General features: G+C 44.1%; 14 protein-coding genes. 9 read left to right on the top strand and 5 right to left on the bottom strand.

Annotation, left to right across the window (positions count from 1 at the left end; all coding sequences use genetic code 11):
• Positions 1-50 precede the first annotated feature (50 nt).
• Positions 51-2,930, top strand: coding sequence for an aminomethyl-transferring glycine dehydrogenase (gene gcvP, locus ACED60_RS00915; RefSeq protein WP_371726693.1), 2,880 nt, complete (start codon positions 51-53; stop codon positions 2,928-2,930).
• Positions 2,931-3,301: 371 nt separating this feature from the next.
• On the opposite strand, the gene ACED60_RS00910 is transcribed toward gcvP, so the two are convergent.
• The 3 genes from ACED60_RS00910 to ACED60_RS00900 all read right to left on the bottom strand — a co-directional run bounded on the left by ACED60_RS00910 (position 3,302) and on the right by ACED60_RS00900 (position 4,930).
• Positions 3,302-3,892, bottom strand: a complete 591-nt coding sequence (locus ACED60_RS00910; RefSeq protein ID WP_017092111.1) for a hypothetical protein — start codon at positions 3,890-3,892, stop codon at positions 3,302-3,304.
• 385 nt (positions 3,893-4,277) lie between these two features.
• A complete protein-coding gene (locus tag ACED60_RS00905; RefSeq protein ID WP_253820981.1) occupies positions 4,278-4,496 on the bottom strand; it encodes a hypothetical protein in 219 nt (72 codons plus the stop codon).
• 119 nt (positions 4,497-4,615) lie between these two features.
• Entirely contained in the window at positions 4,616-4,930 is a 315-nt protein-coding gene (locus tag ACED60_RS00900) for a hypothetical protein (protein WP_026012397.1), read from the bottom strand.
• Between the two features lie 363 nt (positions 4,931-5,293).
• Here ACED60_RS00900 and ACED60_RS00895 point away from each other — a divergent pair, with 363 nt between their 5' ends.
• Positions 5,294-6,676 (top strand): MATE family efflux transporter, encoded by a 1,383-nt coding sequence (locus ACED60_RS00895; protein ID WP_371726691.1) that lies wholly within the window; start codon positions 5,294-5,296, stop codon positions 6,674-6,676.
• 199 nt (positions 6,677-6,875) lie between these two features.
• On the opposite strand, the gene ACED60_RS00890 is transcribed toward ACED60_RS00895, so the two are convergent.
• Positions 6,876-8,402 (bottom strand): methyl-accepting chemotaxis protein, encoded by a 1,527-nt coding sequence (locus ACED60_RS00890; protein WP_017079164.1) that lies wholly within the window; start codon positions 8,400-8,402, stop codon positions 6,876-6,878.
• Positions 8,403-8,820: 418 nt separating this feature from the next.
• On the bottom strand, positions 8,821-9,876 hold the full coding sequence (locus tag ACED60_RS00885; protein ID WP_371726690.1) for a DUF1254 domain-containing protein: 1,056 nt from the start codon (positions 9,874-9,876) through the stop codon (positions 8,821-8,823).
• Positions 9,877-10,279: 403 nt separating this feature from the next.
• On the opposite strand from ACED60_RS00885, the gene ACED60_RS00880 reads away from it, so the two are divergent.
• Genes ACED60_RS00880 through ACED60_RS00850 form a run of 7 tightly spaced genes read left to right on the top strand, consistent with a single transcriptional unit; the run spans position 10,280 to position 16,832 of the window.
• Positions 10,280-11,248, top strand: a complete 969-nt coding sequence (locus tag ACED60_RS00880) for a MoxR family ATPase (protein WP_104214525.1) — start codon at positions 10,280-10,282, stop codon at positions 11,246-11,248.
• A gap of 14 nt (positions 11,249-11,262) precedes the next feature.
• Positions 11,263-12,198 carry a DUF58 domain-containing protein gene (locus ACED60_RS00875; protein WP_371726689.1) on the top strand — a complete coding sequence of 312 codons (936 nt, stop codon included), beginning with the start codon at positions 11,263-11,265 and terminating at the stop codon, positions 12,196-12,198.
• Positions 12,199-12,213: 15 nt separating this feature from the next.
• Positions 12,214-12,753 carry a DUF4381 domain-containing protein gene (locus ACED60_RS00870; protein ID WP_371726688.1) on the top strand — a complete coding sequence of 180 codons (540 nt, stop codon included), beginning with the start codon at positions 12,214-12,216 and terminating at the stop codon, positions 12,751-12,753.
• Positions 12,746-13,783 carry a VWA domain-containing protein gene (locus ACED60_RS00865; protein WP_371726687.1) on the top strand — a complete coding sequence of 346 codons (1,038 nt, stop codon included), beginning with the start codon at positions 12,746-12,748 and terminating at the stop codon, positions 13,781-13,783. Before ACED60_RS00870 ends, ACED60_RS00865 begins: the two co-directional genes overlap by 8 nt.
• Positions 13,776-14,756, top strand: a complete 981-nt coding sequence (locus ACED60_RS00860) for a VWA domain-containing protein (RefSeq protein ID WP_371726686.1) — start codon at positions 13,776-13,778, stop codon at positions 14,754-14,756. Before ACED60_RS00865 ends, ACED60_RS00860 begins: the two co-directional genes overlap by 8 nt.
• A complete protein-coding gene (locus ACED60_RS00855) occupies positions 14,750-15,469 on the top strand; it encodes a hypothetical protein (RefSeq protein ID WP_102453650.1) in 720 nt (239 codons plus the stop codon). The genes ACED60_RS00860 and ACED60_RS00855 overlap by 7 nt, the downstream gene beginning before the upstream one ends.
• Positions 15,456-16,832, top strand: a complete 1,377-nt coding sequence (locus tag ACED60_RS00850; RefSeq protein ID WP_371726684.1) for a BatD family protein — start codon at positions 15,456-15,458, stop codon at positions 16,830-16,832. The genes ACED60_RS00855 and ACED60_RS00850 overlap by 14 nt, the downstream gene beginning before the upstream one ends.
• Positions 16,833-16,873: the final 41 nt, after the last annotated feature.

Below are 16,873 nucleotides of genomic sequence, written 5' to 3'. Positions count from 1 at the left end.
CTTAATTTTAGGGGCTAGCTCACGGCTCCAGAGAGAAAGTAGAACATATCATGACTGAATTACTTCAAAGCCAATTACTGAAAGACTTGGGTACGCAAAACGAGTTTGTTGCTCGTCATAACGGCCCTAACAAAGCAGACCAGCAAAAAATGCTTGAAGCGATCAACGCGACTAGCCTAGACGCACTGATCGACGAAACGGTTCCTGCACAAATCCGTCTTGAAAAACCAATGACACTTGCTGCGCCACTGAGCGAAATGGACATGCTGACCTCTCTTAAAGAGATCGCTAACCTAAACCAAGTGAAACGTACTTTCATTGGCCAAGGCTACTACAACACATTCACTCCAAACGTTATTCTACGTAACGTTTTAGAGAATCCAGGCTGGTACACAGCTTACACCCCATACCAACCAGAGATTTCTCAAGGTCGTCTTGAAGCTCTACTGAATTACCAACAAATGGTAATGGACTTAACTGGTATGGAAATCGCGAACGCGTCTCTTCTTGATGAAGCGACAGCGGCTGGCGAAGCCATGACACTGTGTAAGCGTGCTGGTAAAAGCAAGAGCAAAGTATTCTTCGTTGCCGACGATGTTCATCCTCAAACACTAGAAGTTGTTAAAACTCGTGCTGAGTACATCGGTTTTGAAGTAATGGTTGGTGCTCTTGAAACACTTCCAGAGCAAGACGTATTTGGTGCGCTTCTCCAATACCCTGGTACAACAGGCGAAGTTCGCGACCTAACTGACATCATTGCGAAAGCTCAAGCTAACAAGACTCTTGTAACCGTTGCAACTGACCTACTTGCTTCTGCACTACTTAAGCCTGTTGGCGAAATGGGCGCAGACGTAGCAATTGGTTCAGCGCAACGTTTCGGCGTTCCTATGGGATACGGCGGTCCACACGCTGCATTCATGGCAACACGTGAAAAGCATAAGCGTACCATGCCAGGTCGTGTAATTGGTGTATCTATCGATACGCACGGTAACCAAGCACTACGTATGGCAATGCAAACTCGTGAGCAACACATCCGCCGCGAGAAAGCGACATCAAATATTTGTACAGCTCAAGCACTTCTAGCAAACATGGCGTCTTTCTACGCAGTTTACCACGGTGCAGAAGGCCTACGTACAATTGCTCGTCGTACACACCACATGACAGCTATCCTAGCAGCAGGCCTGACTAAAGCGGGTTACGAGCTAACAAACAACAGCTTCTTCGATACCATAACGCTGAACACAGAAGACAAGACAGATGCACTGTACGCGAAAGCGCAAGCAGCAGACATCAACCTTCGTCGACTTGTTGGTAAGATTGGTATCAGCCTAGATGAAACAACAACAATCGACGACGTGAACTCACTGTTTGCAATCTTCGACGTGAAAGAAGACGTTCAAGTACTGTCTTCTGACATTGCATCAAACGAGTTTGCAGCAATTCCAGAAAACTGCCGTCGTGAATCAGAGTTCCTAACTCACCCTGTATTCAATACGCACCACAGCGAAACGCAAATGATGCGTTACCTAAAACAGCTTGAGAACAAAGACTTCTCACTAACGCACGGCATGATCCCACTGGGCAGCTGTACGATGAAGCTGAACGCTGCTGCAGAGATGATCCCAGTAACATGGCCTGAGTTTGGTTCTATTCACCCATTCGCACCTCTAGAGCAAGCGGCGGGTTACACAGCGCTAGCGAAAGATCTTAAAGAGAAGCTTTGTGAAATTACCGGTTACGACGATTTCTCACTACAGCCTAACTCTGGTGCATCTGGCGAATACGCGGGTTTAATCGCGATTCAACGCTACCACGCAAGCCGCGGTGAAGCTCACCGTAATGTTTGTCTGATTCCAAGCTCTGCGCACGGTACTAACCCTGCAACAGCATCAATGGTGTCAATGAAGGTAGTAGTTGTTAAGTGTGATGAAGATGGCAACATCGACATGGCAGACCTAGCAGCGAAAATCGAGAAGCACAAAGACAACCTATCAAGCATCATGATCACTTACCCTTCTACGCACGGCGTATACGAAGAGCAAGTGAAAGAAGTGTGTGAACAAGTACACGCAGCGGGCGGTCAGGTTTACCTAGACGGCGCGAACATGAACGCTCAAGTAGGTCTAACTTCACCTGGCTTCATCGGTTCAGACGTATCTCACTTGAACCTACACAAAACATTCTGTATCCCACACGGTGGTGGCGGTCCGGGTATGGGTCCTATCGGCGTTAAATCGCACCTAGCACCTTTCCTACCAGGTCACATCGAAAACGGTGTACAAGGTTCTGACTACGCGGTATCAGCGGCAGATTTAGGTAGTGCTTCAATCTTACCTATCTCTTGGGCTTACATCGCAATGATGGGCGAACCTGGCCTAACAGACGCAACGAAAGTAGCGATTCTGAACGCGAACTACGTGATGGAAAAACTACGTCCTCACTACCCTGTTCTTTACCGTGGCACTAACGGCCGCGTAGCGCACGAATGTATTATCGATATTCGTCCACTTAAAGAAGACACAGGCATCAGCGAAGAAGATATCGCTAAGCGTCTAATGGACTTCGGTTTCCACGCGCCTACTATGTCTTTCCCAGTAGCAGGCACGCTAATGGTTGAGCCAACTGAATCTGAAGATTTAGAAGAGCTAGACCGTTTCTGTGAAGCGATGATCGCAATCCGTCACGAAATGGCAGCAGTGAAAGCGGGTGAATGGCCACTAGACAATAACCCTCTAGTAAACGCACCGCACACACAAGTTGACCTTTCAGGCGCAGAATGGGATCGCCCTTACTCTCGCGAACTTGCTTGCTTCCCATCGAAAGCAACCAAGAACTCGAAGTACTGGCCGACTGTTAACCGTGTAGACAACGTATACGGCGACCGTAACCTAATCTGTTCTTGCCCAAGCATCGACAACTACGAAGACTAATTTTTGTAGATTTTAGATAAACAAAAGCGAACCACTTGGTTCGCTTTTTTGTTTTTCAGATTATATGACTAAGAAAGCATTGACCTTACCGTAAGGGAAAGGTTTATGGTTGAGTGAAACCAACGATGAATTAGGAACTGATTATGGGATGTTGCAATAAAGCGCCAAAAGGTGGAGCCCCTCTTGGCTTGCTTCTAAAAGTAACGCTTGGGATTGGTCTTTTTGTTTTTCTACTGGCTTTGTGGCAATAAATTTGAGCTGAGCCCTTAAGGGACGCTTTCGACAGTGCCTTAGAGACAATCAAAAACAGAACTAGTATGTAATATTTGTGTGCCCCATCTTTAACCGGGTCTGCAAAATATAATCATGTTTCATTCTTCAACTCCAATTAAACAATGCTCTCCATGTTGAGGAAGAGCGTGAATTCCACCAATTCGCTTTAAATCGCACGCGGATAATGAGGGTTCAACCTGCGAATAACAGCACTGCATACACAGAATTTCAGGCTGCGCACAGATAGAAGAAATGATGACCTGATCACTTGTCGTGCATGGTGAAAAAGGTTTTTGTTCCCATGCAAAAGAACCAGTGCAAAAAAAAGCAACCTGTGCCGGTTTGCCGCATTTCTCGCAAAACCCACGTAATTTTCGAAAGGTCTCTTTCAGAGCAATTAAATCTTCTTTTCTTTCCCCTTGTTTATTATCGTGAAGGGCAAACTCTTCAAATTCACGCAATGGAGTTGGAAGGTATTGATAGAGACCTTTTCTTTTGTATTCAAAGTCGGGGGAGAAGACAACCAATCGTGCTTGTGACGTAGTAAATGACTTGCGATATTCCGATAATAAATGTTCTCGACATAAGGTCTGTCTTTGATATCCATACCATGAAAACCAAAGAAATTTTTTAGGCACTTTGACACAAAAATCAGTAACACTTTTTTCTTGGCACTTAAGACAAGTCATCGACACATCCTCCAACAATTTCCGTAGGGTCGCTTTTATACAATCAAACAGAATAGGAAAACTATGCTGTTTAAGTAGAGACCTAAGTAGCATAAAAAACCACGGTGTTTAGCGCATCACTTCAAGCTTCAGGATTACATTATCTATATGTGATACCTTAACCCTTTTCTTATAGGCCCGCCATGCGACTTAGTATTATTAAAACCAGGGGAGATACTAAAGTCTGAATAACTAAATTTAACACCCTCAACAGTAAAACTTTCCTGTTGATGCCCTCCATAAGGCATCGGGTTAAAGTTCTCAACACTTCCTTCAACAACATCATATTCACCCTGACCGTAATCAGATAAAAGGGAATATAATTGAACTATTAAGCCACCCCCACTTAAAGCAGCCCAAAGCACTGAAAAATAAGGAGTATTTTGAAAACCATACCTATACTTTGTTCAGTCGCTGGCTTACCAACAACTTGCACATCCCAGCTGGATAATTTCTTTCTATTTTTATAACCTTCAGCCGAAATATATATAAATAACAAACCGGGAAGAGCGAAACAAAGTGACCACAACCCTTCAAACTTTATATTATAAACAACTTCGTACATTACTACCTCAATTGAATGCTAACACCTTGGCTAATCCATTTGCCATAAACTCAAAATCGGCTTGAATTGAAAGTGCCAAACATTGTGAATCAAACTTAACCTTCTTGTTATACAAGTGGTTAATTGTGCTCTGCAGTTTCTTTAAAGAGCAGGTTCAGAGGTTTAACCAAAGAGTAAATCCACAAGCCAAATGCTACAAAGCACCACATAAATAATGTTAGAAACAAACTAAATATTGGCCACATTGCCAAGGCGAGCAGCAGGCCTGATATGCCCGTTACTGGTGTTTCATCCCACTTTACAGTCTCCGCACCAAATATAGATGCGATACCACATACTAAAAAGAAGACAAAGAAGCTCAGGCTAAAGCCGATAAAGAGCATTTTGAAAAGAGACCTTTTCGATATTTTCTTAACTGTAATTTCCATTTTCATCCCTGTATTTGTATAACAGCTGTGCTACAGAAAATTCTGCCTAGTTCATTAGTCACCAATTGTACTAGCCTTTGTCTTTCCATAACAATCACTCACACCACAACCTTAGTGATTAGCGTGGCAAATATATAAATTATCCATCTAGCATGATTCCCACGAAATCATGAACTTACGCGCGTTAAACCCGTGTTGTAACCATCAGAACCTATCCGTACCTCGGAGCAAGTGAAACTCTATAAATCCAAAGCTTGACCCTATACGGTAAGGTGTTTATATTGTCGCCCGCCCAACGGGGCACATCCTAAAATGCACACCGGCCATCCTGCCATCATTCGTGTATTTATATTGGTGTTGTGAACTTCCATGCTAACGAAATTTCGTCCTTTTACTCGTGAATCGGGTGCGCTTATGCATCTTTCGGTTCCAATCATTTTGACTCAAATAGCTACCCAAGCGATGGGATTTGTCGATACGACAATGGCTGGCCAAGTAAGCCCTGCCGACCTCGCCGCTATTGCACTCGGCACAAGCCTTTGGATTCCTGTATTGCTGCTACTACGTGGTGTGATTATGGCCTTAACACCCGTTGTTGCTTACCACCGCGGTGCACGCGACTTTCAAAGTATCTCTGTTGAATTCTTCCAGATGGTTTGGTTGGCATTAATTGCTAGCGTATTACTTATCGCTTATTTAGTGAGTGCGAAACCGATCTTAGAATGGATTGGTGTTGCCGCTGAGATCATTCCAATTGGCAGTGATTATGCGTTCGCCCTCGCCTTTGGTGTGCCGGGTATTGCCCTGTTCTACACCTTGAATGGCTTCTGTGAGGGTATGAACAACACCAAAGTGCCGATGATCATTTCTGTGGTTGGTTTGTTGGTGAATATTCCGGTCAACTACGTGCTTATTTACGGTAAGTTTGGCTTCCCTGAAATGGGTGCTGTGGGTTGTGGCTGGGCGACAAGCTTGGTTTATTGGTTAATGTCAGGAATGCTGTATTCCTACATTAAAGGTCATCACCACTACAAAACCATTATTAGTTTTGCAGACGCTAAACCAAAAGCAAAAGAGATGCTTCACCTTCTAAGATTAGGTTTACCTATCGGGATGAACATCGCGGTGTGTGGCAGTATCTTTGCGGTAATCGCACTGATGATTGGTCGTATTGGTGCAGAGAACGTGGCAGCGGCACAAATTGCACTTAACATCTCAAGCCTAACTTACGTGGTTCCTATGAGTATCTCATTTGGCATTACGATTCGTGTTGGACATGCATTAGGCGAGAAAGACGAACTCGGAGCGATTGAGCGCAGCAAAGTCGGTATCTTGGTTGCAGCGTTAATTTCATTGCTTTCGGTTGCGATGTTCCTGCTGTTCCCTGAGTGGATCATTAGACTTTACACGACCGACCCTGCAATAAGCGCTACGGCAGCGGTATTGTTGACCTTTACGGCGATGTACCAATTCAGCGATGCATTGCAAACGTCTGCTAACGGCGCACTACGTGGCTATAAAGACACTAAGATCCCGATGATCTTAGCTATCGCTTCATACTGGGGCTTAGCACTACCACTGGGCATGGTGTTGGGCTTAACAGACCACATTGTTCCTGCAATGGGTGAAGAAGGCTTTTGGATTGGTATCCTAACGGGCTTGAGCGTTTCAGCGACGCTGATGTTAATTCGCTTGCGATACGTGATTAAGAAGCGTGACTTGCCACCAGCAAGTGCTCCATTGGTAAACTAAGATAGAACATTAAACTAAGACAAAATAGCGCATTATTGCTACATCTACTACAAATATAGTCTCATCTACGATGAATCGTTTAAACCAATGGTGGATTTCGGCGTCGGCATATCACAAAAAAATAGCGCTCATGTATGACATAAGCGCTATTAAATTACTGGAGGCTCAACACATCTCTTAATGAGATATGTTGGGAGTTCTAGATTTTAAATGAACCGACATAACGATCGAGAACTTGTGATAACTCTGCCAACTGCTGGCTTGATTGCTCTAACTTCTCACTGGCGCTCAAACCATTTTTGACTGAGCTATTAACCGTATCCATGTTCATATTAATTTCATTCGCTACCGCTGACTGCTGCTCCGTTGCCGTTGCGACTTGCGTATTAATATCGAGAATAGCCAAAACTTGCGTTGAAATCTTTTCCAAAGCTTGGCGAGCCATTTCAGTTTCAGTCGTACCCTCTTCAATTAGGTTCTTACTATTACTCATCGAGCTAACAGCGTTCTTAGCTTCGGTTTGAAGTTGGTTGATCATAGTGTCAATTTCATCGGTCGACTGTGCTGTTTTTGTCGCAAGGTTACGAACTTCATCAGCAACAACCGCAAAGCCTCGACCAGCTTCACCAGCACGTGCAGCTTCAATCGCAGCGTTGAGTGCAAGCAAGTTTGTTTGCTCAGAGATACCTCGAATAACGTCAAGAATAGTACCGATCGACTGAGTATTATCAGCAAGGCTCACGATGATGTTAGAAGCACTATTCATTTCGGCTTCAAGGTTTGCAATCGAATTTGTGGTCTTCTCGATCGTCTTATGACCTTCTTGAGTTTCACTTGCCGCCATGTTTGCCGCGCTTGCAGCACCAGCCGCGCTAGACGCAATTTCATTAACCGTGGCGATCATTTCATTCATAGATGTCACGACCAACATGGTTTGTTCGTTCTGCTCTTGTCCTCTTTGCAATGCTTGCTGCGACTGTTCACGAAGCCCAATAGCGGTGCTATTTAATTCAACACCCGTATTCACTGTTTGAGTAATAATCTCGTGCACCTTGCCAACGAACACATTGAAAGCCGATGAGATTTGAGCAACTTCGTCATTCCCTTTGATAGGCAAACGTACCGATAGGTCACCATCACCTTCAGAAATATCGTGTAATGTGTTTTTCAATACTAAGAGAGGCTGCATCAGTTTGCTAAGAAGAAGCGATAGAACAACGAGACAAACAACAAAAATGAAAACCATTGAAGCTAGCTGGTAGCTAATAATACCGTTCGTTGCTTGGCTAACCTCTGTGATAGGAATGCCGATATCAAAGGTGCCGTACAGCTCACCGTTGACGTAGATAGGTGCCATGATGTCAAACACCCATACTTTTTGAACATCAGCGTACCATTTTGAATACTGTTGTACGCCTTGGGTTGCACCTTTAACGGTATAGCTATCTTCGTAAACCTTATTAAGTTTATTTTTATCGCTGTGAGCAATAGCACTTACGTTACTATCAATAACAATGGCATAAGTGACATCAGATCGCTGTTTCAGCTCACCCACCAGCTTTTGTAAATCTTGAACTGGGTTGTCTGAATTCTCTAAGATATACCCAGCATTTCCAGCCAAGAATTCGGCTTGAACTTGAGATTTGTTCAATATTATCTCATCGATTTTTTCACTTGAAATGAAATAGGTTGACGCCATACTCGCAGCGACTGCAATGCCAAACATAATAAAAACGGCAAATAGGATTGTTTTCTTCATTTAGGTTGTCTCGACGCAAGTTTGTTAAAAATTCTCTGAAGGTTTCAATAACTGAAACCAAAGCTCGCACGTTCTGTCTCGTGTTAGAGCTCCCACTAATCCTTTATCTGTCAAAATCTCGATAACTTTAGCTAAATTATATGAAAAGCATATGTTAGTCACACTTGCATAACATATGGCGTATCTAACGCGGAATCTACACTGGGAAATCTGATTAACAACTAATAAAGTCGTTTAGAAAAACATGCGCGAATACACAGCAATAGGCCAGAGACACTGCTATCGAACAAATAAAAAAGCGCGTTACTGCCAGTGGCAATAACGCGCTTCATGAATCGATATTTTGCGATATCGTTTTAAGCTATTCCGTTTAAGCTATATCGTTTTAATTAATCACTTTCACATAAGGAAGCACTCGGAATCCATCACGTACTTTTTGGCTCGGAATGTAATGGCGGAAAGCCAAGTTAAACACACCAGAGTCGTTCGCTGTTTTGATGTTGTTCACCGCATCATCGCCACAACCAAAGCTAACAGTGTAAGTACCGTCTGCATTTTTCTCAGCCGTGTTTGAGCTTACGTTCGCCACTTCACCAAACATAAAACCTTGTTTGTTGTAGACAGTTACCGACCAAAACGCTTGGTTTTTAGGGTCATCAAAGGTTGCCTGATGACAAGTGTCTGCTGGGAAGTTGCCAGAGACTTCGTAGATATTGTCATCTAACTGCGCGCCACCCCAACCGATAGCCGCACCCACCGCGTACTTCTCTTTGGTAAACATCTCTTTTGAAGCATCTTCAGGGCTGGTAAACATACCAAACGTCGCCTGAGCACCATCGCGTTTCAGTAGTTTTGGCATTTCCATCTTAAGGTTTTTCTCGACCTTCTCGAATGATTTCTCATCCACTTGCATTGCCATGAATTCGCCGTCTGCTTTTGCATCAATGCTCATCTGATCTTGGATTTTGTGAACTTCATCTTTGGTGAACGTCGCATCGGTACGAACGATGGCATACACGTGGTCACCACTGTGAGTAGAAAGATCAAACGTACCAGAACCGTATTGCATTGGCTGAATGCGGTGGTCTTCTGTAATCACTTCCATCGACATGTATTTGCCTTCAGGAATCTCAGGCAACGTAATCGTCGCGCCCTGTGAAACGTTAATCACAGCCATTGAGTAGTATGTGTCTCGGTTCATTCGAACCACAGGCTGTTTATCAGTTGGCGTTAGCTCGCGTTTGTGTAGGAATTTATTAACGCCAACAAGCTCTTGGTTTTTCAAATATTGGCGTGACGTTTCGTACACCGCGTAATTGTCGACGGTAGTCACTTCACCATCGGCATTGAAGAACTCTGTCAGAGTTGAAACTTCTTCAGCTGCGTAAGAAGAAAGAGAAACTGCGCTTAAACCTAAAACTACTAATGCTAATTTTTTCATTGTTGACCTCTAATAAAATCGATAACGCTAAATCAATACATAGTCCATTTGTTTTTGTTCGAACAGTTAGTTCGTTAACCGCTCAACTTGTGAACAATGTTATCAAGGCAGCATAAATTCACAAATGACATCGCCGCATAAGAGATATGCAGCGAAGTAATGTTACTTATCAACCTTTATTCTTGATTAAAATACAAACAATACAGTAGCCTATTTATAGACCATGCAATTCAGTATTTCCAAGGTGAGTCGTTAACAAAGATATGTTGATCGCGTATGTCGAAATTATTTTCGACTACCCTTAGCAAAGGTGATTTAAATAATTGCTTTAACTAACAATATTTATCTTTTCGCCATCTGGTGACCTGAATCTCACTTGATTAATTAGTCAATAGGTAAGCAAATGAACCCAACTTTAGACTCTATAAACCAACTAAAGCAGCAGATGGAATCCTCGGTAATTGGCCAACAACATATGGTTGACACATTACTGGTTGCACTACTTACAAATGGTAATGTTCTGCTTGAAGGATTACCCGGAACAGCAAAGACTCGTTCTATCAAATCATTGGCTTCTGCCCTACAAGTTGACCTTGGTCGTGTTCAATTTACGCCGGATCTGTTGCCTTCGGACGTAACAGGCACAGAGGTGTATCAAGATGTAGACGGCAAACCGACGCTTACCTTCCAACCGGGCCCCGTTTTCAACAATCTATTACTGGCCGATGAAATCAACCGCTCCCCAGCAAAGGTACAAGCTGCATTGTTGGAAGCAATGGAAGAGCGACAAATCACTGTAGCTGGCAAGACTTACAAACTGCCTGATCTATTCATGGTTTTAGCAACACAAAACCCGGTTGAACAAGAAGGGACTTACCCGTTGCCAGAAGCGCAAATGGACAGATTTATCATGAAAATAAATCTCGATTATCCAGATGCGGATGCCGAAGAGCAGATCATTAAGATGGTTCGCAGTGAGGAAAAACCAAGCACTGAGAAGCCCGCCCCCATTGATCCGCAGTGTATTTTTGATGCTCGTGATCAGCTACGCGACATTCATTGTAGCGACGCGGTTCTTAAATACATTGTCGCGATTGTGGTGGCAACAAGACAACCAGAGTTGTACCCAGAGTCACCCCTTTCACAATGGATTGGTGTTGGTTCAAGCCCGCGTGCAACCATCGCGTTAGACAAGTGTTCACGAGCGATGGCATGGCTAAACGGTAAGGACTTTGTCGACCCTGATGATGTTCGTAACGTGGTTCATGGGGTTCTGCGCCACCGCCTTATTCTATCGTACGATGCACTGGCTGAAGGCGTCAGTTCAGACAGAGTCATCGATGAGATTTTGTCTCAAGTTGCAGTAGCGTAACGCGAGAGGTCACCATGGAGACGAAACCAACACTTGATCCCGATATCTATACCAATCTAAAGGCATTGCGATTGTTGAAATACAAGGCGCATGGCTTTGACTTTCTACCTAATCAGCCAATCAACAGTGCGTTAACGGGTCGTCATGTATCTAAACTACGTGGACGTGGATTGAACTTTGAAGAGATGCGTCACTATCAGATTGGTGACGATATTCGCACCATGGATTGGAAAGTAACGAATAGAACGGGCAAGCCACACGTCAAAATATTCTCTGAAGAACGCGAGCGTAACGTTTATGTCATGGTCGATCAGCGCACCAGCATGTTCTTTGGCAGCACAGGTCGAATGAAATCTGTAGTTGCTGCAGAAATCGCAGCTTTGATTGCTTGGAAAGTCATAGACAGTACCGATCGTGTGGGCGCCATTATCTATAACGACAGTACTGCTCTGCCTATTTCACCACAACGCAGCGCAAATCATGTACTCAAAATACTCAATGAGATTGCGAGTAAGAATCAGCAGCTCAAAGCGGGAAAGGCTCAAGGCACACAATCCAATTCATTCGCTAAATTGTTCCATCAGGCGCAAAGGTTGGTTAAGCATGATGGGTTAGTGATCTTGATTACCGATGGTTACGGCTATAACGAGCGTAGCGAAGAACAAATCAAGGCTTTGTGTCAGCACAACGATGTAGTGTTGTGTCATGTTACCGACCCACTAGAGCATGATTTAGCCACGCTTAATAAGATGGTACTCAGCGACGGGCAATTGCAATTATCCGTATCAGGCCAAGAAGCACAGTTACGCGATGCATTTGCCAAAGACGTGGTTCAAGCCATAGATAATTTCACGGCAGTGGCGAAGAAATATCGAATCCCTGTATTGCCATTCAACACCGTCGATCCAACCGATGTTCAGCTTAGAAAAGCACTCGCGCGAGCTAAATAACTGAGAATGCAGACTATGACGACTAACACTGGGCTTGAACCTTTACAGCCAGACAACGTGAATCCATTAATGGCCTCTTTGTCTGAGCCTTCTTTGCCAGAAAGTATCTCGTGGCTACCGAATGCCCCAGGCTGGTACTGGTTACTCTTGTTGCTGTTTTGCTTCGCTTTATATCGTGTCTATTTAGTTATTCAAAAGTACTTAGCAAACACATACCGACGCGCTGCCTTGGTAGAACTCGAGCAACTCTCTTTGGAGGCTCAGTCTGGTGACATTTCATCATTTCAAAAGCTACCACAACTGCTACGAAGAACCGCATTGTACGCCTTTCCTCGTGCAAAGGTCGCCCCTTTAACCGGCACAGATTGGGAAAAATGGTTAGATGAGCATTGCACCAATCGCCAATTTTCATCCGAGTTCTCTACATCAGAACTCTCAGGTGTACTTGCTCAACTCGCCTACTCTTCAGCAGCGACATTAACGGAAGAAAAACGGAACGCCATCATGGATAACGTTGCACTTTGGATAAAGCATCACGAGGTGTCACATGATTGAATTTGAATACCCGATAGCGTTTGCATTGCTTTGTTTACCCTTTGCCGTGTATTGGTTATTACCTGTTTACAAAGAGTCAAAAAGCGCGATTCAAGTGCCCTTTTTTGATCGCCTGATAGCCGTCTCTTCACAAGAGCCCTCTGAAACCGCGGTCAAGATGAACCGTCGTAAAGTGCAATGGCTATTGGTCATTATCAGCTATCTCGCTTTAGTCGTCGCGATTGCTAAACCGATGTGGGTGGGCGAACCAATAGGACAAAAGAAATCCGCTCGTGAAATTATGGTCGCACTTGATCTGTCAGGTTCGATGTCAGAAGAGGATTTTGCCGATAAACAAGGTAACAAACACGACCGTTTAACGATTGCAAAGCAGGTATTGCGCGAGTTCGCGGCCCAGCGAGAACATGACCGCTTAGGACTAATCTTGTTTGCCGACTCAGCTTATGTTCAAGCGCCATTTACTGAAGATATTAACGTGTGGCAATCGCTGCTCGAAGACGTTGAACTTGGCTACGCCGGATTTCAAACCGCTTTTGGCGATGCGATTGGCTTATCAATTGCTGTATTCGAACAAGAACAGAGCCGTCAGCGAGTGATGATTTTGCTAACCGATGGTGATGACACCAGCTCGAAAATGCCTCCTGTCAAAGCCGCGGAAATCGCCGCCAAATATGGCGTGAAGATTTACACCATTGCAATTGGTGACCCGAGTACCAAAGGTCGCTACAAGATGGATCTTCCCACTTTAGAAAAGGTATCAGCTGTAACTGGCGGCCAGATGTTTCATGCCATGGACCGAAAGCAACTCGATCAAGCTTATGCAACGATAGATCAACTAGAACAGCAAGAGTTCGAGCTTTTATCTCACCGTCCTAAACACAGCTTGCACCACTATGCATTTGGCGTGTGTTTGGTGAGCAACTTACTCGCCGCCTTAATCGTGTTCGGTGCAAACCTGCGTCGTCAAAGACTTCATCAAAAAGAAATAAAGCGTGTTATTCGCCGCAGAGAGGAGCTAACCAATGACTGATTTCAATACATTGTTTGGTGGCGATATCACCCAGTTTCATTTCATGCGCCCATTATGGTTGTTAGCACTGGTCCCGTTCGTGTTGTTTTATCGTGCACTCGTTCAACAAGACGATTTAGTCGCACAGTGGCAGCCTGTGATGTCTAAAAACATGGTGGAACATCTGTCTCTCAACCAAAATCGAGCGCGTATGGTTTCTCCTAATCGATTGTTTTTGGTGTTTGCGGTTCTAGCCACACTCATTATGGCGGGCCCAACGTGGCAGCAACAACCTTCACCATTTTTTGAAGACAATTCCGAGCTGGTGATCGCCTTGGATGTCTCTGACTCAATGAATAAAACTGACATTCAGCCGTCACGATTAGAGCGCGCTAAACAGAAGATCAATCAGCTTGTTGAACTGCGCGGTGATGCGAAGACCGGATTAGTGATATACGGCGGCAGTGCGCATGTCGCTATGCCTGTCACCAAAGACAAAGAGTTAACGCGATACTTCCTCGATGTATTGGATGGAAGCTTGTTGCCAGATAACGAGAGCAAACCGGCTTCAGTGTTAAAGCCAACACTCGAGCTAATCTCACAAGCAAAAGCACCATCAACGGTTTTGATACTGACTGACAAGACCAATGACCAAGCGATAGAAGAATTCACTAAAGCGTTTGAACAACAGCAACACCAAGTGATCGTTTGGGCGATGGGCGAAAACCCACAAAGTGGCGGAAATGGCACGGCAGGTTTAACAGAAACTCAACTCGCTTCACTGTCACAACTGGCGCAAGCAGGTCATGGAAACATGGTTTCATTCACTCACGACGCTAGCGATGTAGAAGCGGTTTATCAAGGCATTCAAAACAACCTGTTTGCGGTCAGCGATAACGCCCTACCTTGGTTAGACGCGGGCTATTGGTTGCTGTTCTTGTTGCTGCCAATTCAATTGATGTGGTTTAGAAAAGGGTGGACGCTACAGTGGTAAATAATAAACAGGTAGTGAATCATAAGTTCGGTAATCTAACGAAGCCAACCTCTTCGACTCCGAACCAATCCAGTCGTTTAGCTTGGTTATCCAAACTTAAGCCAATGCACTTGTTGCTTGTGCTTATTGCAGGAAATCTGATTTGGGGAATAGCCGATAAGCACTCATTTTTTGATTTTTGGCTATCCAACGATCAACACGCTTATGTCGAGTTCAAACAAGGCAACTACGCACAAAGTGCCGCTCTGTTCGATGATCCAACATGGAAAGCCTACAGTCGTTATTTATCTGGTGATTTCCTTGGCGCGATTGACCAATTAAGCACACAAGTAAGTAAACAAGGTGGCAAATCGGCAGCGCTGACTGATTTCGCTAAATTTATCGTCGCGAACAGCTACGCTCATACAGCCCAATTTGATAAAGCCACGGCGCTTTACAACAAACTATTGAACAACGAAAAGTATTTAGAACAAGCGACCAACAACCTAGCCGTTGTGGAAGCGGCGATAGAGAAGATCAAGAACACACCACCGACAAAACAAGATTCAGAAAAAGTCATTGATGATAGGAAATTGGTCGACGACGAACCAAAAGAAGGGAGTCAGAAGGAGCTGGTGATCTCTGACCAAGTCTGGCTAAAACAGGTCAGACAAAATCCATCTAAGTTTCTAAGACAAAAATTTCAGCAGGAATACAGCAATGAACAAAACTAAATCGACAATCCGAGCATTCGACCCTCTGAAACATTGGTTTGCTGTCTTATCCGCGATGATGCTTTTAATTTCAATGCCTGCCAATGCTATTAACCTAGACCAGCTTGTCAGTGACGGTGAATTGAAGCTAAACGTTGAACTTAAAACTCAAGATGTCGCTGTGAAACAACAAGTCGCACTCGACGTTGAAGTATTGAGTACGCGCCCCTTTCAAGAAGAATTGGTATTACCTTACTTGGATATACCCAACACAGTCGTAAAGAAAGATGAGCAGAAAGTCGCTCGTTCAGCACGCACAATTGAAGGCATTAAGTGGTTTACACAAAAAGCACGTTACTACTTATATCCAATGCAAGCTGGCGAGTTTACCGTCCCTGAATTGAAGATTCCCGTTAGTGTAGAGCTTACCAGCGAAACAGTTGTTGAGGGCGTGATTCAATCGCAACCCATTAACTTTACATCCAAAATGCCCGTAAGCAACATTGATGCAGACGCGTTGATTGTTAGCCCAAATGCTGAACTTTCAATATCAACTGATCGTCCGTTAACCGACGAGTTCGAAGTTGGCCACGCTGTCACTGCAACATATACATTGAGCGTGGCAAATTCACACATGATGTTGCTGCCTGAGATCAACATACCAGACATATCTGGCGTTGAGTTGTATCGCAAACCAGCAGTCAAAGAAAACGTATTTAATCGCCTGAATAAGAGCAATACCGCGACACTCAAACAACAGGTAACGTTAATTCTTCAAGAACAAGGGAAAGTCGTCTTACCAAAACAGACCATGACATGGTGGAACACAAAGACCAATCAGCTGGAATCGTTGACTGTTGAGCAGCAAACGCTTCAAGTCGGTGACGCAAAGTTATTAGGCTCACTAAGCAACACTTTAGGATCGAGCGACGGGGCTCAAACCTTATCTAATTGGCTAAGCCAATATTGGTATTACTTGGTCATTGCGATAATATTCCTTGCTGCGATTGCTCGCCTAATCGGAAAACATTTTATTGATTTAAAGCGTTATTTTGTCGCACGCCAGCAATTGAATACCCAAAAGTTGAGTATTCAATTTTGTCGACACGTTGAAGAAAAGCAGTACAACAAAGCGGTGCAAACTATCTATGAGATTACGGGGCGAAAAGCTTTGTCGAAAGGCACGCTTCAACTGCCTCTAGATTCCAAATCAAACGACATTTGGAAGAAGTTATTGAAACTTGGCTACGCAAAAAATACTGAAGGCTCAGTTTCAGCTACCCTCTCAGTTTCACTAGCAGAAGCCAAAGCACTGTTAAAAGCCATCAATGACTCGCCCAAAACCCGAAGAGCAGCGTTTAAGTTTAATTGGAATCTGAACTAAGCGGTGACTTAACTTAGGATGTGCTGCTAACAAAGGTGTTG

Origin of the sequence: Vibrio sp. 1F279 (assembly GCF_041439815.1) — a bacterium.
Taxonomy (GTDB): domain Bacteria; phylum Pseudomonadota; class Gammaproteobacteria; order Enterobacterales; family Vibrionaceae; genus Vibrio; species Vibrio tasmaniensis_A.
Note: the sequence above shows the minus strand (reverse complement) of the source record. Positions and strands in the feature narration are given on the sequence as shown.

Bases quoted from the DNA above. Each gene is read 5' to 3' on its own strand.
- ACED60_RS00850 (WP_371726684.1), top strand. From the start codon at position 15,456: ATGAACAAAACTAAATCGACAATCCGAGCATTCGACCCTCTGAAACAT.
- ACED60_RS00870 (WP_371726688.1), top strand. From the start codon at position 12,214: ATGACGACTAACACTGGGCTTGAACCTTTACAGCCAGACAACGTGAAT.
- ACED60_RS00900 (WP_026012397.1), bottom strand. From the start codon at position 4,930: ATGAAAATGGAAATTACAGTTAAGAAAATATCGAAAAGGTCTCTTTTC.
- ACED60_RS00895 (WP_371726691.1), top strand. From the start codon at position 5,294: ATGCTAACGAAATTTCGTCCTTTTACTCGTGAATCGGGTGCGCTTATG.
- ACED60_RS00890 (WP_017079164.1), bottom strand. From the start codon at position 8,402: ATGTTTGGCATTGCAGTCGCTGCGAGTATGGCGTCAACCTATTTCATT.
- ACED60_RS00910 (WP_017092111.1), bottom strand. From the start codon at position 3,892: ATGACTTGTCTTAAGTGCCAAGAAAAAAGTGTTACTGATTTTTGTGTC.
- gcvP (WP_371726693.1), top strand. From the start codon at position 51: ATGACTGAATTACTTCAAAGCCAATTACTGAAAGACTTGGGTACGCAA.
- ACED60_RS00880 (WP_104214525.1), top strand. From the start codon at position 10,280: ATGAACCCAACTTTAGACTCTATAAACCAACTAAAGCAGCAGATGGAA.
- ACED60_RS00875 (WP_371726689.1), top strand. From the start codon at position 11,263: ATGGAGACGAAACCAACACTTGATCCCGATATCTATACCAATCTAAAG.
- ACED60_RS00860 (WP_371726686.1), top strand. From the start codon at position 13,776: ATGACTGATTTCAATACATTGTTTGGTGGCGATATCACCCAGTTTCAT.
- ACED60_RS00885 (WP_371726690.1), bottom strand. From the start codon at position 9,876: ATGAAAAAATTAGCATTAGTAGTTTTAGGTTTAAGCGCAGTTTCTCTT.
- ACED60_RS00905 (WP_253820981.1), bottom strand. From the start codon at position 4,496: ATGTACGAAGTTGTTTATAATATAAAGTTTGAAGGGTTGTGGTCACTT.
- ACED60_RS00865 (WP_371726687.1), top strand. From the start codon at position 12,746: ATGATTGAATTTGAATACCCGATAGCGTTTGCATTGCTTTGTTTACCC.